This window comes from Tsukamurella paurometabola (genome assembly GCF_900631615.1).
GTDB lineage: Bacteria > Actinomycetota > Actinomycetes > Mycobacteriales > Mycobacteriaceae > Tsukamurella > Tsukamurella paurometabola_A.
Genome location: NZ_LR131273.1, coordinates 3,558,269 through 3,574,419 on the forward strand (window position 1 = coordinate 3,558,269; position 16,151 = coordinate 3,574,419).

Below are 16,151 nucleotides of genomic sequence, written 5' to 3' on the forward strand. Positions count from 1 at the left end.
ATGCGGATCGGTGAACTCGCGGCGCGGACCGGCGTGAGCGTGCGGTCGCTGCGGTACTACGAGGAGAAGGGCCTGCTCGCGTCCACGCGCACCGCGGCGGGGCAGCGCGTGTATCCGGAACGGGCCGTCGACCGGGTCGTGCGCATTCAGGAACTGTTCGCGGCGGGGCTCGCCAGCGGAGTCATCGCCCAGTTGCTGCCCTGCATCCACGACGAGGACGGTTCGCCGAACGAGACCGCGACGCCGTGGCTCGCCGCCACGCTGCGCGCGGAGCGCGACCGCATCGACGCGGGCATCCGCGACCTCCAGCGCGCCCGCGAGGTCCTCGACGACGTGATCGACACCGCCGGTGCAGGTCCGTGACGGCCGTGTGCGGCAGCCGCAAGGGGACCCGGTCACGCCCCTGCCTCTGCGAGGTGCGCGGCGGCGAGATCGGCGACGGCGAGATCCCGCTCCCGCTCGTCGGTCTCGCCGTCCTCGTCGAACCACGCCGCGGAGAGTCCCGCGAACGCGATCACCCACCGCAGCAGGCGCTCGCGCGGTAGCCCGGATTCGGTGACGATCACGTCGAGCTGGCGCGCGAAGCGCGCCGGATCCGCGGCGGTCGGCAGGTCCGGGTTGGTCAGCAGGTTGGCGTAGTCGTAGCCGCGTTCCCCGACGACGCACTTCGGGTCGATCGCCAGCCATCCGCGATCGCCGAAGTCGAGAACGTTGTCGTGGTGCACGTCGCCGTGCAGGATCACTTCGTCGCGCGGGGTCGCGAACAGGGTCGTGGCCTCCACCCAGGACCGCCGGTACCGCACATCTGCGTCCCGCGCCGCCGCGAGCGAGGCGAACCAGTCGTGCAGTGGCACGAGGTCGGCGTCCGGCGCACCGGGCCGCGCCCGGTGCAGGTGTTCGACGGTGCCGCACAGGATCCGGGTGGCCTCGTCGTCGCGCCCGCCCAGCGCCATCGCCATCAGGTCCCCGGAACCGGTCGCGCGTTCCATCAGCACGGTGTCGCCCTCGTGCGCGAAGACCTCCGCGGCACCGTCGCCGGCCCACCAGCGCAGCACGGCCGCCCCCGCTCGCTCCTCCGCGGCGTTCGCGCGCTTGAGCATCGCTGGCCGTCCGTGCCAGCGCACGGGCAGCAGGTCGCTGCCGGGCGTGGCGAAGGGCGCACCGTCGGGGGAGAGGTCCCAGCGATCGAGGACGTCCCGCCAGGAATCGAGGTCGTGCACAGCATTCGACCCTAGTGGGGCGCATGATGGTGCGATGAGCGACGACGCGGGTGAGACCTCGGTGGCGATGGCGCGGGTACGGGCGCATGATGAAGCCGTGAGCGACTTCAATCAGGCCATCATCGACGAGTTCCGTGCCAACGGCGGCACCGTGACCGCCATGGGCTTCGGCCGGGCGCTCGCGCTCGTCCACAGCGTCGGAGCCAAATCCGGAGAACCGCGGGTGAATCCGCTGGCGGCGATCCGCGACGACCTGGGCTGGCTGCTGCCCGCGTCCGCCGGCGGCTCTCCGAAGAACCCCGCCTGGTACCACAACCTCAAGGCCCACCCGGACATCGAGATCGAGTACCCGAACGACGAGGGTGGAATCTCCACCGCGCAGGTCACCGCTACCGAGCTGACCGGAGCCGAGCGCGATGAGGCGTGGGCGCGGTTCAAGGCCCGTTCCTCGGGTTTCGCGGAGTACGAGAAGGCGGCGCAGGGGCGCGTGATCCCCGTCTTCCGGCTGACGCCGCGCTGACTCAGGCGCTCACCGGCTGCGGCGCGGCCGTGCGGTCGCGGTCGCGCATGACGACGAAGGCCGCGATGGCGGTGATGACGAGGACGGCGCTCGATACGCCCACCGTCGTGGTCACGGCGTCCACCCAGGCCGACCGTGCCGCGTCCGCGAGAGCGGCACCGTCGGGTCCGCCGATGCCGTCGGCGAGCGCCAGGGTGTCGCCGAGCGTGCGCGACATCCCGTCGTGCCGGGTGAACACCGCCGTCGCCACCGAGCCGAGTACGGCGAGGCCGAGTGCGGTGCCGAGCTCGAAGCTCATCTCCGACATCGACGAGGCCTGCCCCGCCCGTTCCGGTGGCGCGGCGTCGAGCGCGACCGCGGAGACGAAGGTGAACAGGGTGCCGTATCCCACGCCCGCGACGACGGTCCCGACCACGTACACCCAGGCCGGGCCGTCGGTGCCGAGCCCGACGAGCAGGAACTGGCCGACCGCCGAGAACAGGAGCGCGGTCACGAACGTCGCGCGCCGCCCGAGATACCGCTCGATCCACGGCGCCCGCATCGAGAAGTACGCCACCACGGCGGCTGCGGGGAGGCCGAGCAGCGCTGCGGCGAGCACGTCGAGGCCCACGACGGACTGCAGGTAGATGCCCGTGAGATAGGACATCGAGCTCAGCGTCGACACCGCCAGGATGGTGCCCGCGATGGCCATCGCGAAGTACCGGTTACGGAACAGGTCGAACGGGATCAGGGGGTGGGCGGTGCGGCGCTGCTGTGCGATGAACGCGATCAACACCACGGCGCCCGCGGCTCCGACGGCGAGCGTGGTGCCGTCGACGCCGTGACCGGCCGCCGACTTCACCGCGTACACCAGGGGGAAGATCGCGGCCATCGACAGCGCGACGCCCACCAGATCGAAGGGGGCCGAGGTTCCGGTACGGAACTCCGGGATGAGCAGCGGTCCGGCGACGAGGAAGGCGAGGAAGACCGGTGCGTTGATGAGGAACACCGAGCCCCACCAGAAGTGGTGCAGCAGAACGCCGCCGATCACCGGGCCGACCGCCATGCCGAACGAGAACGCGGCCGTCCAGATGCCGATCGCGATGCCGCGGGCCTTGGGGTCGCGGAAGATGTTAGCGATGAGCGCCAGGCTCGCGGGCAGGAGGGTCGCGCCGCCGATGCCCATGAGGGCGCGCGCCGCGATGAGCAGCGCGGGCGACGGCGCGAAGGCCGCGATCACCGAGGCCACGCCGAACAGCCCGGCGCCCCAGGTCATCAGGCGGCGGCGGCCCTAGCGATCGCCGAGGTTGCCCATGGTGATGAGAAGGCCGGCCAGCATGAACGGGTAGATGTCGAGGATCCACAGCTGCTCGGCAGGCGTCGGATGCAGCGCGGTGGTGAGGTGGGGCATCGCCAGGTACAGCACCGACGCGTCCATCGACACCAGGAACACCGGCAGCAGGAGTGCGGCGAGACCGGCCCAGGCACGGCGCGGGGTGGTGGACACGAAGAACTCCTCGAACATCGATCGGCGTGCGCGTACGGCGTACGCAGGACTGCTGGGTACACTGTACGCAGCAACGTCGATTTCGGTCAACGGAGAAAGGGCGCAGGTGTCCGAGACCACGCTGACGCGCGACGCCATCGTGGCGGAGGCCGTCCGGCTCGCCGACGAGGGCGGCCTCGAGAAGGTGTCCATGCGGCGCATCGCGGACGCCCTCGGTGCGGGCGCCATGTCGCTCTACCGCCACGTACCCGACAAGGACAGCCTCGTCCGGGACATGGCCGCATCCGTGGGCGCCGAGTACCTGTACCCGCCGGAGCTGCTGGGCGACCCGGACTGGCGCACGCGCGCGCACGTCGCCGCCGAGGCGGACATGCGGCTGTACCTGCACCACCCGTGGGTGCTGCTGGCCCATTCCATGCCGCGCGCCGCGATGGCACCGTCCGCCGTCTCGTGCTTCCACTGGCTGGTCGAGGCGTTCAGCCACCTCACCGGAGCCGTCGCTGATTCGGCGGAACTCACGCTCCACGTGTGGAACCACGTTCAGGGCGCGGGCATCGGCGCGGTCGGGCGGCTGCTCCTGGCCCCGGGTTCGTCACTCGACGGGGCCGGATTCGTGGCCGACCTCGCCGACAATCCGGTGATCGAGGAGCTGCCGCTGCTCAAGGAGCTCGTCGAGGTGGACCGGCCGGACCTGTGCGCCGCGATGCCGCTGCTGCACGCCGGGATCGATGCGCTGTGCGCCGGTTTCGCGGAGCGATACCGGCGCTGAACCGTCGACGCCCGTTCAGGACGTCTCCACCGCCGATTCAACCGGATCGGTCAGCGTGACATCGTGAGCACTGCGAATCGGCGGACCTTCCTCAGAGGCGCCCTCACCGGCGGTATCGTCGCGGGCATGGGCCTGCTCCCATCGTCGCTGACCGAGGCGCTGGCCCAACCCGCGCCCGCGGGCGGCCTCGACGGCCTGGAACACGTCATCTTCCTGATGCAGGAGAACCGCTCCTTCGACCACTACTACGGCCGTCTCCGCGGGGTGCGGGGGTTCGCCGACCCCGCCGCCATCCGCCTGCGCTCCGGCCACGACGTCTTCCTCCAACCCACCCGGTCCGGCCTGGCGGTGCCGCCGTTCCCGGTGCGGGGTGCGGCCGAGCGGCAGCGGATGGACGCGGAGAACATCGACGCGCTCGACCACACGTGGAAGGGCGGCCACGCGGCGCTCGCCGACGGTTGGCACGACGGATGGATCGCCGCCAAGACCGACTCGACGATGGCCTACTACGACCGCGAGGACATCCCGTTCCACTACGCCCTCGCCGACGCCTTCACGATCTGCGACCACTACTACTGCAGCTCGCCCACATCGACCTCGCCGAATCGCAACTTCTTCTTCTCCGGCACCACCGGGTTCGAGCCCGGCACCGGTGAGCGGGCCGTCGAGAACACCGCCTACGACCGCGGCCACCCCGGCTACGACTGGCCGTGCATCGGCGAGATCCTCCAGCGTGCAGGCGTCTCCTGGCAGGTGTATCAGGAGTGGGACAACTTCACCGACAACAACATCGAGTTCTTCCGCCGCTTCAAGGCGGTGTCGAAGGCCGTTTTCGCCGACTTCGGCGTCGAGATCGACGACTTCTACCAGGGCCTGCGCCGCCTCCCCGCGGCGGAGGCGCACCGTCGATCGGGAGAGGTGGACGCCCGCGCCCGGGCGCTGGGGTCCGAGGACCGCGAGCTCTTCTTCCGCGGCCTGCGCCGCACCGCCACCGGCACGCTCACGGACCGGATCGCCGCGGACATCGCCGCGGGCGCACTGCCCACGGTCAGCTACGTGGTGGCCTCGGAGCGGGAATCGGAGCACCCCAGCGGCTCGTCGCCGCGTGCGTCCGCCAACCTCGTGTACCGCATCCTCGACGCCCTCGGCCGCAATCCCGAGGTGTGGCGGAAGACGGCGCTGTTCCTGCTCTACGACGAGAACGACGGCTACTTCGACCACGTGCCGCCGCCGCGCCCGCCGCGCGACCGGTCCGACGAGTGGGTCGGCGACCTTCCGCTCGGGCTCGGGGACCGGGTGCCGATGACGATCGTCTCCCCGTGGACCGTCGGCGGATTCGTCGCGTCCGAGACCTTCGACCACACCTCCACCCTGCGGTTCCTCGAGCGGTGGCTGGGCGTCTCGGTACCCGCGATCTCCGGCTGGCGGCGCACCGTCTGTGGTGATCTGACCAGCGCGTTCGACTTCAGGGTGCCACGCTCGCTGCCCCCGCGGGCGCGGCCCCGCCCCGTCGGCGCGCTCAGCCCGCGCTGGAAGCCGCACGCTCCCGCCGTCGGTACCCGCCCGGGCCAGGAGCCGGGCGAACGACCGGCCCGTCCGCTGCCGTACGTGCCCGCCGCCACCGCGGCACCCGGACCCGACGGTGTCCGACTCCGCCTGTCCAACACGGGGACCCGGAGCGCCCACTTCATCGTCTTCCCGTACCACACACCCGATGCGGTGCCGGTGCACGCCGACGTGCTCGGCGAGCGGAACCTCGTGATCCCCGCGCCGGGCGGCCGCTACGACCTGCTGGTCCTCGGTCCCGCCGGGGAGCACTGGGAGTTCGTCAGCGCTCCGGCCGCCGCAGGATGAATGCGGCGGTACCGGCGATCCGCGGGTCGGCGTCGTCCGCGAGGGCGCGCAGCGCCGCTTCCGCGCCCGGGGTGGGGATCTCGGCGAGTGCCTGCGCGACCCGCTGCCGCACAGCGTACTCCGCGGAATCCCGCGCGGTGGCCGCCAGCTCGATGCTGATCCGCTCCGCGTCGGGGCTCGCGGCGGCGATGACTCCCAGCGCCTCCGCAGCGTCGACGTCCTTCTCGCCCTCGCGCACCATGCGCAGGAGCTCCGGGACGGCCGCCGGATCGCCGCGCAGTCCCAACGCGACGGCGGCGATCACCCGGACGGAGCCGTCGTCGTTCTCGAGTCCGGTCCGCAGGGCATCGTCCTGACCGGGCGCCTCGGCGAGCGCTTCGACGGCGCGCCGACGGGCGTCCGGGGCGGGGGAGTCGAGCGCCTCGATCAGGGGCGCCAGGTCCCCTGCATCGGTCCGCGCGAGCGCCCAGCGGAGCGCGCCCGCCACGTTCGTGCTCTCCTCCTTGAGCAGCGCCTCGGCCAGGGCTTCGGCGGGGGCCCGCCCCGTGAGCGCAGCACGCTGCCGCGCGGCGGGGGTGACACTGTCGAGGTGCGAGAGGAGGTTCACCACGTCGAGGACCTGCTCCCAATCGGCAGGGCCGCTGGCCGAGACCCGCCGCAACCGCTCCACCAGTTCCGTCTCGAGACGGATCCGCTCGCGAGCGCGCGCGATCATCTCGGTGACGAGCTGATCGGGTGCGAACGACGGGTCGTCGAGCGCGCGCCCGATCTCCTTGAGGGACAGTCCGAGTGAGCGCAGGCTCTCGACGTGGAAGATGCGCCGGATGTCGCCGTCGGTGTACTCCCGGTACCCCGACGACGACCGGTGCGAGGGGCGGACGAGGCCCAGCGCGTCGTAGTGCCGCAGCATGCGGGCGCTCACGCCCGAGCGGTGCGCCACCTCGCCGATCCGCATGGCCTCGCCCTCCCTCCGGTCACTCCGCGCGGCCGAGCGCAGCCACGCGCTGCGCCTCGTGGACCGAGCCCGCGAACCCCGAGTCCGGGTCCTCGAGCAGCCGCGCGATCTCCGCCACGTGCTGCCGCACGGCGTCGCTCGTCACGGTCGCGCCCTCCACCGCGGCGATGCCCTCGTCACCGAGCGCGAGGATGCTGCGGCTCAGGCTGCGGCGCGTCTGGGCGTCCCCGCGCCCGAGCTGCGCGGCCAGAGCGCCGGCGGCCGACCGTCGGGCCGCGGCGTCCGGGGCGAGCACACCGGCCGTGCGCCACGCGGCCTTCGCCACCTCGCCGTCGGGGTCCCCGCTGAGGGCGACGGCCTCCGCGAACGCCGGTGCGGCCGCGGCGCCGCCGATCTTCGACAGCGAGTGCAGCGCCTGACTCCGGGCCTGCGGCACCGGCGACGCGAGCTCCGCCCGCAACAGCGGCACCGTCGCGGCCGCGGGGAGCCGCGTCAGTGCCCAGGTGAGCATGTCGCGCACGAAGAAGTCCGGCTCGACCGCGCACCGCTCCACGAGCGCGGCGGCGTCGACGGTGCCGGGCGCAGTGCCCGCGTCGAGCGCCGCGCGCAGGCGGATCGAGGCGTTCTGATGGTCGAGCAGGGTCCGGGCCATGATGGCCACCTCCTTGGATCGTCGGTGGCTCCATGGGAGACCCTGTCACGATGTCAAGGTCAAGCGCTGCAGGTCAGCGGCTCACTCCTTGTCGACGTCGACCACCTTCGCGCCCTCTGCGGCGCGCTGCACGGCGGCGGCACCGTCGTGGGCGCCCTTCCGCGAGGCGTAGGCCTGGCCCGACGCCACGACCTCGCCGTTGCCGGCCTTGAGCCGGAACCGGAACTTGCCGGAGTTGTCCTCGTACACCTCGAACTTGCCTGCCATCTGGAGCACCTTTCTCGTGGTGATCCCCGTCGTCGGGGCCGGATGCAGCGTATGACGTCGCCCACGGGAATGTGAGGCGAAGCGACCGACACGCCGGGCCCGGATCGCCGCGATCGAAACCGCCCTCAGCGAGCTACCAGCCGTTCCCAAGCGGCGTGACTATCGTGGATCGCGACGGCAACGACGACAGGGGTGGCAGCGCAGATGGGGATCATGGACCGGGTCCGCGGGGAACTCGTCGACATCATCGAGTGGCTCGAGGACAACCGCTCGACGATGGCGTGGCGGTTCCCGCGCTACAACAACGAGATCAAGAACGGCGCGCAGCTCATCGTGCGCGAGGGCCAGGAAGCCCTGTTCGTCTACCGCGGGCAGCTCGCCGACCGGTACGGCTCGGGCAACTACCAGCTGGTCTCGGAGAACATGCCCGTCATGTCCACGCTGCAGGGCTGGCCGCACGGCTTCAAGAGCCCGTTCCGGAGCGAGGTCTACTTCGTCAACACCCGCCCCATCACCGATCTGCGGTGGGGCACGGCGAATCCGATCACCATCCGGGACCAGGACTTCGGCATGGTTCAGGTGCGTGCGAACGGCCTCTGCGTCGTGCGCGTCGTCGACTCGCCGACGTTCCTGCGCCAGGTGATCGGGACCGACTCCAACGTCGACTCGGACGAGATCGCCGAGCTGCTGCGCCGCACCATCACCACGGCCTTCTCCGAGATGCTCATCGAGACCGGCGTCGGTGCGATCGACCTGCAGGCCCGGCAGCGCGAACTCGCGGCGAAGCTGCAGGAGTACGTGCAGTCCAGGATCAACCAGCAGTACGGGCTCGCCTGCGAGGCCGTCGAGCTGAACATCTCGCTGCCCGACGAGATCACGCAGGCCATGACCCGCGGCGTCGCTCGCGGCGTGGAGGAGAAGGGCTACTACGGCAACGTCGGCGACATGAACCGCTTCCAACAGGGACGCGCCGCCGACGCGATGCTCGGCGCCGCGACCAACGAGGGAGGCGGCGGGGCCGGTGACTTCCTGGGCGCCGGCATGGGCATGGCGATGGGCCAGCAGTTCGCCCAGAACTTCCGGAGCCAGCAGGTACCGGCTCAGGCCGCGCAGCCGGGTTCCGGTGCGGCGCAGTCCGGCCCGCCGCCGCTGCCGAACGCACAGGTCTTCCACGTGGAGCAGAACGGACAGTCCGCCGGGCCGTTCCCGCTCGAACAGTTGCGCACCATGAACCTCACCCCGCAGACGCTCGTGTGGTCGCCCGCGCTCACCGACTGGACCCCGGCCGGGCAGGTGCCCGCGCTGGCGTCGTTGTTCGGCCGGACTCCGCCGCCGCTGCCGCCGCGGACGTAGCCGTGACCACGCCGCCCCCGCTACCCGGCCGCCCCGGCGGGCAGCCCGGACGACAGCAGCCCCCGCCGTCGCCCGCGCCGCCGCGCCCACCGCAGCCGCCCCGCCCCGCCGACCCCGTGACGGCGCGGTCGGAGCAGCTCGTGCCCGGCGTCCCGTCGGCCAACGACCGCGAGATGCTGCAGGTCACCGAGCAGACGCGCACCTACCCGTGCGGCAACTGCGGCGACGCGCTGATCTACGACCCGTCGATCGGGAAGCTGCGCTCGCCGAGCTGCGGCAGCACGTACCCGGTGCTCCTCGACACCAGCAAGGTGTTGGTGCCGCACCCGCTGGGGCCCACGATGAACGCGCTCTACGCCCGTGCGGCCTCCGCGGAGCAGGTGCGGGTCGTGGATCACGAGGTCGTGTGCCAGAACTGCGGCGGCCACACCCTGTTCAGCGGCACCCTCACCGCCGTGAGGTGCCCGTACTGCAACACCCCGATCCAGCGCACCGATGTTCAGGCCGCGCCCGCGCGGCTCCCGGTCGACGGGATCCTCCCGCTGCGGGTGGGCGAGGACCAGGCGCGGCGGAACATCGAGGCCTGGGTGAACAGCCGCTGGTTCGCGCCGCGCGAGTTCAAGAAGTACCGCGTGCTCGGCTCGTTCACCAGCGTCTACCTCTCGTACTACACCTACGACGCCGAGGTGACCACGGACTACTCGGGCTCTCGTGGTGTGCACCGCACCCGCCGCGACCGCGACGGCAACATCGAGACCTACACCGACTGGTGGCCGGTGAGCGGACGGGTGCACGACAGCATCCGGCAGCTCGCCGAGTCCGCCAACACCGGACTCGACTCCGCTCGGGTCCGCGACCTCGAACCGTGGCCGACGGAGCAGTCGGTCACCTACACGCCGGAGTTCGTCGCGGGTCACCTCGCGCGCACCTACGACGGGGATGCGGCGCAGGTCTTCGAGGCGCAGGCGCGGCCACGGATCGAGGGCATCATCGAGCACACCGTGCGCCGCGACATCGGCGGCGACGAGCAGCGGATCAGCCGGATGAACCCGGTCTACCACTCGATCGACTTCCTCTACCTGCTCATGCCGGTGTGGCTGCTCACCGTGACGTTCGCGAACAAGCCGTTCCAGGTGTTCGTCAACGGCGTGACGGGCGAAGTGCAAGGTCAGCGGCCGTGGAGTGCGATCAAGATCGCGTTCGCGGTCACCGTCGGCTTGCTGCTGGTCGGGCTCGCGGTGTACCTGTACATGCAGGCTCGCGGCGGGTAGCCGCCGCGGCGGCGAGGAGGTACGTCATGTCGTGGATCATCGTGGTGCTGCTCGCGGTCGTGGTGCTGGCCGTGCTCGCGGCCACCGGTTTCGCGATCGCGCTCGTACGCAACAGTCGCAGGCAGCAGCGGGCGGAGGCCGCCATGCCGTTCCCGTCGCGCGCCCCACTGTCGTGGTCCGGTTCGCACGTCCCCGAGGCGCGCCTCCATCGGCGCATCCGCACGGCGCTGCGCGCCTTCGACCAGCCGGCCGGAGTGCTCTCGGCGGCGCAGCTCGACGCGCAGGTGAGGCTCACCGTCGCCGCCCAGGAGCTCGACGACCGGCTGGTGACGATCGCCGCGCTGCCCGAGAGCGAGAAGGCCGCGGCGATCGAGGCCGCCGCAGCCGACGTCGCCGACCTGGAGAAGAGCATCGCCGACACCGTCGTCGTGCGGCCGCCGTTGCCGCCCACGACGACCTGACGAAAGCTGTCGGGGGCGATCACTAGACTGCCGGTGTGACTTCAGCGAACTCCTCGACCAAGCCCACGATGTTGCTGATCGACGGGCACTCGATGGCGTTCCGCGCCTTCTTCGCGCTCCCGCTCGACGGCGGCCGCTTCCGCACCAAGTCGGGGCAGCCGACCAACGCGGTGTACGGCTTCACGTCGATGCTCATCAAGCTCCTCAAGGAGGAGGCGCCGGGGTACGTCGCCGCGGCGTTCGACGTCTCCCGGCAGACCTTCCGCGCCGAGATGTACCCCGAGTACAAGGCGCAGCGCAGTTCCGCCCCGGACGACTTCCGCGGCCAGGTGGACGTGGTGAAGGACGTGCTCACCGCCATGGGGATCCCCACCATGGCCCAGGAGGGCTACGAGGCGGACGACATCATCGCCACGATGACCACGCAGGCGCAGGCGCAGGGCTTCAAGGTCCTCATCGTCACCGGCGACCGGGATGCGCTGCAGCTCGTCAACGAGGACGTGACCGTGCTCTACCCGCGCAAGGGCGTCTCGGACCTCACCCGGTTCACGCCCGAGGAGGTCGAGGCGAAGTACGGCCTCACCCCGGCGCAGTACCCCGACTACGCGGCACTGCGCGGCGACCCGTCCGACAACCTGCCGGGCATCCCCGGCGTCGGCGAGAAGACGGCGGCCAAATGGATCCGCGAGTACGGGAACCTCGAGGGCCTGGTCACCAACGTCGACAAGGTCAAGGGCAAGGTCGGCGACTCGCTGCGCGAGAATCTGGCCACGGTGCAGCTCAATCGGCAGATCACGGAGATGGTCCGCGACATGTCACTGCCCTACGTCCCGGAGGACCTGGCCCTGCAGCCGTGGAACCGCGAGGCCATTCACCAGCTGTTCGACGACCTCGAGTTCCGCGTGCTGCGCGAGCGGATCTTCACCGAGCTCGCCAGCACGGAGCCGGAGGCCGACGAGGGTTTCGAGATCTCGGGCGGCATCGTGGCGCCCGGCACCATCGCCGAATGGCTCGCCGAGCACGGCGCCTCGGGTGCGCGGTCCGGACTCGGGGTGATCGGACCGGAGGTGGTGGTCGACGGTGACGCGGAGGCCGTCGTCATCGCCGCCCCCGACGGGGAGGGCGGGTACATCGAGCTGTCCTCGCTCACCCCGCACGACGAGGCCGCCCTCGGCGCCTGGCTGGCGGACGAGGCGCAGCCCAAGGCCGTCCACGAGGCCAAGTGGGCCATGCACGCCCTCGCCAGCCGCGGCTGGACACTCGGCGGTCTCACCTCGGACACGGCGATCGCCGCGTACCTCGTGCGTCCGGGCCAGCGCAGCTTCAACCTCGACGACCTCTCGGTGCGGTACCTCCACCGCGAGCTGCGCGTCGAGGCGGCTGCCGACGACTCGCAGCTCTCGCTCCTCGACGATCCGGACGACTCGGCGGGGGAGAAGGCGCAGCAGGCGATCCTGCGCGCCCGGGCCGTCGCCGACCTCGCCGACGCGCTGGACGGCGAGCTCGACAACATCGAGTCCCGGCCGCTGCTCGCCGAGATGGAACTGCCGCTGCTTCGCGTACTCGACGTCATGGAGGCCACCGGCATCGCGGTCGACACCGCGCACCTCGAGTCGCTGCACGGCGAGTTCAGCGAGCGGATCCGCGCCGCCGAGGCCTCGGCGTTCGAGGAGATCGGCGAGCAGATCAACCTCGGCTCGCCGAAGCAGTTGCAGGTGATCCTGTTCGAGAAGCTGGGCCTGCCGAAGACGAAGAAGACCAAGACCGGCTACACGACCGATGCCGCGGCGCTCGAGGCGTTGTACGAGAAGGAGCCGCACCCGTTCCTGCAGTACCTGCTGGAGCACCGCGACGCGACCCGGCTCAAGGTCACCGTCGAGGGCCTGCTCAAGACCGTCGCCTCCGACGGGCGGATCCACTCCACGTTCAACCAGACGGTGGCGGCCACCGGTCGGCTCTCCTCGACGGACCCGAATCTGCAGAACATCCCGGTGCGCACCGAGGCGGGCCGTCAGATCCGGCACGCCTTCGTGGCGGGCGACGGCTACGAGACGCTGATGACGGCGGACTACAGCCAGATCGAGATGCGGATCATGGCGCACCTCTCCGGAGACGAGGGGCTCATCGAGGCTTTCAACACCGGCGAGGACCTGCACAACTTCGTCGGCTCCAAGGCCTTCGGCGTCCCGATCGACGAGGTCACGCCGGACATGAGGCGCCGGGTCAAGGCCATGTCCTACGGCCTCGCCTACGGGCTCTCGGCGTTCGGCCTCGCGGCGCAGCTCAAGATCTCGCGGGACGAGGCGAAGGATCAGATGGAGGCGTATTTCGCCCGGTTCGGTGGGGTGCGGGACTACCTCCGGGACGTCGTCGTCGAGGCGGGGCGCAACGAATTCACCGAGACGATCTACGGGCGCCGGCGGTACCTGCCGGACCTCACGTCGACGAATCGGATGCGGCGTGAGGCCGCCGAGCGGATGGCGCTGAACGCGCCGATCCAGGGCAGCGCCGCCGACATCATCAAGGTCGCCATGATCCGCCTGGCGGAGCGGATCGCCGCCGCCGGGCTGCGGTCGCGGATGCTGCTGCAGGTACACGACGAACTCGTCCTCGAGGTCGCCGCGGGCGAGCGGGAGCAGCTCGAAGAGCTGGTCCGCGACACGATGGGCAGCGCCGCCGAACTGTCCGTCCCGCTGGAGGTCTCCGTCGGCTACGGTCGCAGCTGGGACGACGCTGCACACTAGTCATGTGAATATGTGACAGTATGCATTGATGTACGCCGATCCCTGGTGGAAGAACCGGCGCGTCAGCCGCGGCACCGTCGTCACGGGGCTCGCGCTCTGGGGTGTCTCGATGCTGCACTCGTACCTACGGCTGAACCTGTGGATCCTCGATCTGGTGATCGTCCCGATCGCATGGACCTGCTTCGTGACGGGGTTCGCGCTCGTGGTGATCGGTTTCGTCCGTGGCGGCCTCGCCGGCCTCGCCGGTCTGATCGTCGTTCCGGTCATGATCGCCGTGACCGCGATGATCGGCGCCTGGTGGTGGATCGCGCCGCAGTCATGGTTCTCCGTGCACAGGGCGCTGTACGAACGGGCGCGGACCGTCGACATCGGCGACGACTACTACGCTTACCTACCGATACACCTCCGGTTCCTCACCGAGCGGGGGCTCGTCTCGAGGAGCGGAACCGACGGCACGATCTTCTTCCCGCAGTGGACGGGCATTCCGGATGACGCCGGAGGCTTCTTCTACAGTCCGTCGGAGAGCCCGCGGGGGCGCGACATGTACGGGATGATCTGCACGGATCCCGTGTCGCTCGGCGACAAATGGTGGATGTGCGGCATGCGGACCTGGTGACAGTCAACGGTGGCCCTGAGCGCGTCCGGAGCTGTGCATCCCGACTGCGAGGTGTGGCAGTCTGGATTCATGCGACGTCGCTCGGGTGAGGCGGGATCCGCGAGATCCGTCCCAGCGGTAACCGCTGGGGGCACTGCACAGTTACACCCTGCGTCCCACGCCGGTCCGTGCGCTGCGCGCACCGGGCGGCGCTGCGGGACTCTGTTTCAGGTCACCCGAGTGGCGTTCGCATCCCGCGCATGACGGCGGTCGAGATCACCCGGCGCCTGCCGCGGTCGTGGCGACACGCCGTCGCCGATCGCGTCCTTCTTCTCACGGAGGAGATGTGGACCGCCGACACGATCGCCGCGCTGGTCAGCGGCACCGTCCCGGACGAGTTGGTCGGGCCGGTCGTCGAGGCGCTCCTCGCCGGGCACCCGCAACCGCCGCTGCAGGTCGTCGACGGGCGCGTGCGGCGACCGAGGACGGCGCCGCTCGTGGCGGCACTCGACGCGGTGCGCATCGCCGAGACCCTGGAGTCCGGAGGGCCCGTCGATGTACCCGGCCTCGCCCTGCCCGACGTCGCATCGGTTGCGCGCATGCTGGACCTGACGATGCCCGAACTGGAGTGGTTCGCCGACCACGGGCGGTGGCTTCGGCATGCGCGCCCACCCCTGCGGCACTACCGCGTCGCGCGGATCATCAAGCCGGCAGGCGGATTCCGGCTCATCGAAGCGCCGAAGCCCCGGCTCGCGGAGGTGCAGCGGCGGATCCTGCGTCGGGTGCTGGACCCCGCGGGCGCACATCCCGCGGCGCGCGGCTTCCGCCCGGGCGGATCGGTCCTCGCCTACGCATCGCCCCATAACGGCAGTCGTGCGGTGGTCCGGCTCGACCTTCGCGACTGTTTCTCGACGGTGGCGGTGCCCCGCATCCGGAACGTCTTCCGCCGGTTGGGGTACCCGGCACCGGTCGCGGCCGTCCTTGCGGACCTGTGCACGGTGGCCACGCCCGCGGACGAACTCCGCGGTCTCGACCCCTGGCGGGCGGCGACGCTGCGGTCGCGGCACCTGCCGCAGGGGGCGCCCTCGTCGCCCGCATTGGTGAACCTCGCGCTGCACAGGCTCGACGCCCGCCTGACCGGGCTCGCCCGCGCGCAGGGCGCACGGTACACGCGATACGGGGACGACCTGGCCTTCTCCGGCGCGCTCGAGCCCTCGCTCATCGCGGGCGTGGTGCCGAAGATCGTCGCGGCGGAGGGCCTCTCGGTGAATCCGCGCAAGACCCGGATCATGCGGGCCGGCGAGCGGCAGGAACTCGCGGGAATGGTGGTCAACGCCCGTGCCCAGATCCCGCGGGCCGAGTACGACGATCTGCGCGCCCTGCTGCACAACGCAGCGCGGTTCGGCGCCGAGAGCCAGAACCGCGAGGGACACGAGGACTTCCGCGCCCACGTCCTCGGCCGGATCGCCTGGGTCGCCCAGGGGAACGAGCGCAGACGCGAGCGCCTCCTCGCCATGGCCGCACGCGTGCGGTGGTGACGGGGCTCGACGGGGCCTCGCGAAAGCTGTCAGTGCGTCGTGGCATCTTCTGCGCATGAACGACGGAGTGATCACCCTTCTCGGATTGCGGATTCCGCGCATGCCGAAGCCGGATCCGATGCGGGTCGCCTGGTACGCGCAGGTCCCCGCAGCGGCGGTCATGTTCGCCGCTGCGCTCTCCCCGGTGCGGTTGCCGACTGCGGTCATCGGTCTCGGCATCGCCGCCTGCGCCGTCGGTGCGGCGTCCGTGGCCGTCGCTTGGCGGCGTCGACAGATCTCCTCGTTCGCGACGTCCGCGGCGGCGACCACCTTCGTCCAAGCGCTCCTCAACGTCGTCGTCTTCGTGTCGATGCCTTTCCGGAGCGCCGGCCCGACGATGGAGAGCCGCGTCCTCTGGGGAGTCTGCGCTGTCGCGCTCGTCGTGACCAGCGCGTTCACCCTCAGCACCTGGCGCCGGTAGCGTTGA

15 protein-coding genes and 1 pseudogene are annotated in these 16,151 nt (G+C 71.0%); 11 read left to right on the forward strand and 5 right to left on the reverse strand.

All coding sequences use genetic code 11. From position 1 onward, the window contains the following. Positions 1-363, forward strand: coding sequence for a MerR family transcriptional regulator (locus ELY19_RS17810; RefSeq protein WP_126197416.1), 363 nt, complete (start codon positions 1-3; stop codon positions 361-363). A 32-nt stretch (positions 364-395) separates the two neighbouring features. Here the strand turns inward: ELY19_RS17810 and ELY19_RS17815 are convergent, their stop codons facing one another. Further along, positions 396-1,220, reverse strand: coding sequence for an aminoglycoside phosphotransferase family protein (locus ELY19_RS17815; protein WP_126197417.1), 825 nt, complete (start codon positions 1,218-1,220; stop codon positions 396-398). A 97-nt stretch (positions 1,221-1,317) separates the two neighbouring features. Between ELY19_RS17815 and ELY19_RS17820 the strand changes: the two genes are divergently transcribed. Beyond that, positions 1,318-1,740 (forward strand): nitroreductase/quinone reductase family protein, encoded by a 423-nt coding sequence (locus tag ELY19_RS17820; protein ID WP_126198908.1) that lies wholly within the window; start codon positions 1,318-1,320, stop codon positions 1,738-1,740. A gap of 1 nt (position 1,741) precedes the next feature. On the opposite strand, the pseudogene ELY19_RS17825 reads toward ELY19_RS17820, so the two are convergent. Next, positions 1,742-3,244: pseudogene (locus tag ELY19_RS17825) on the reverse strand (MFS transporter). A gap of 88 nt (positions 3,245-3,332) precedes the next feature. Between ELY19_RS17825 and ELY19_RS17830 the strand changes: the two are divergent. Together ELY19_RS17830 and ELY19_RS17835 are read left to right on the forward strand one after the other, a co-directional pair. After that, positions 3,333-3,995 carry a TetR/AcrR family transcriptional regulator gene (locus ELY19_RS17830; protein ID WP_164711641.1) on the forward strand — a complete coding sequence of 221 codons (663 nt, stop codon included), beginning with the start codon at positions 3,333-3,335 and terminating at the stop codon, positions 3,993-3,995. A gap of 63 nt (positions 3,996-4,058) precedes the next feature. After that, positions 4,059-5,849, forward strand: coding sequence for a phosphocholine-specific phospholipase C (locus ELY19_RS17835; protein WP_227966934.1), 1,791 nt, complete (start codon positions 4,059-4,061; stop codon positions 5,847-5,849). Here ELY19_RS17835 and ELY19_RS17840 read toward each other — a convergent pair. The 3 genes from ELY19_RS17840 to ELY19_RS17850 all read right to left on the reverse strand — a co-directional run bounded on the left by ELY19_RS17840 (position 5,824) and on the right by ELY19_RS17850 (position 7,723). Further along, positions 5,824-6,804 (reverse strand): MerR family transcriptional regulator, encoded by a 981-nt coding sequence (locus ELY19_RS17840; RefSeq protein WP_126197420.1) that lies wholly within the window; start codon positions 6,802-6,804, stop codon positions 5,824-5,826. The two genes, ELY19_RS17835 and ELY19_RS17840, sit on opposite strands and share 26 nt — an antisense overlap. A gap of 19 nt (positions 6,805-6,823) precedes the next feature. Then, positions 6,824-7,456: a HEAT repeat domain-containing protein gene (locus tag ELY19_RS17845; protein ID WP_126197421.1), complete on the reverse strand. Its 633-nt coding sequence runs from the start codon at positions 7,454-7,456 to the stop codon at positions 6,824-6,826. Between the two features lie 81 nt (positions 7,457-7,537). Then, the gene (locus ELY19_RS17850) at positions 7,538-7,723 is read right to left on the reverse strand and encodes a YegP family protein (RefSeq protein ID WP_126197422.1); all 186 of its coding nucleotides are present in this window, start codon (positions 7,721-7,723) and stop codon (positions 7,538-7,540) included. 192 nt (positions 7,724-7,915) lie between these two features. Between ELY19_RS17850 and ELY19_RS17855 the strand changes: the two genes are divergently transcribed. The 7 genes from ELY19_RS17855 to ELY19_RS23545 all read left to right on the forward strand — a co-directional run bounded on the left by ELY19_RS17855 (position 7,916) and on the right by ELY19_RS23545 (position 16,145). Then, positions 7,916-9,076 carry an SPFH domain-containing protein gene (locus ELY19_RS17855; protein ID WP_227966935.1) on the forward strand — a complete coding sequence of 387 codons (1,161 nt, stop codon included), beginning with the start codon at positions 7,916-7,918 and terminating at the stop codon, positions 9,074-9,076. A gap of 2 nt (positions 9,077-9,078) precedes the next feature. Then, on the forward strand, positions 9,079-10,347 hold the full coding sequence (locus ELY19_RS17860) for a TFIIB-type zinc ribbon-containing protein (RefSeq protein ID WP_126197423.1): 1,269 nt from the start codon (positions 9,079-9,081) through the stop codon (positions 10,345-10,347). Positions 10,348-10,373: 26 nt separating this feature from the next. Further along, entirely contained in the window at positions 10,374-10,808 is a 435-nt protein-coding gene (locus ELY19_RS17865; protein ID WP_126197424.1) for a hypothetical protein, read from the forward strand. Between the two features lie 68 nt (positions 10,809-10,876). After that, positions 10,877-13,552, forward strand: a complete 2,676-nt coding sequence (gene polA / locus ELY19_RS17870) for a DNA polymerase I (RefSeq protein ID WP_227967360.1) — start codon at positions 10,877-10,879, stop codon at positions 13,550-13,552. Between the two features lie 28 nt (positions 13,553-13,580). Then, entirely contained in the window at positions 13,581-14,168 is a 588-nt protein-coding gene (locus ELY19_RS17875; protein ID WP_126197426.1) for a hypothetical protein, read from the forward strand. Between the two features lie 239 nt (positions 14,169-14,407). After that, on the forward strand, positions 14,408-15,685 hold the full coding sequence (locus tag ELY19_RS17880) for a reverse transcriptase family protein (protein WP_126197427.1): 1,278 nt from the start codon (positions 14,408-14,410) through the stop codon (positions 15,683-15,685). Between the two features lie 55 nt (positions 15,686-15,740). Then, the gene (locus tag ELY19_RS23545; protein WP_164711642.1) at positions 15,741-16,145 is read left to right on the forward strand and encodes a hypothetical protein; all 405 of its coding nucleotides are present in this window, start codon (positions 15,741-15,743) and stop codon (positions 16,143-16,145) included. The last annotated feature ends 6 nt before the right edge of the window (positions 16,146-16,151 follow it).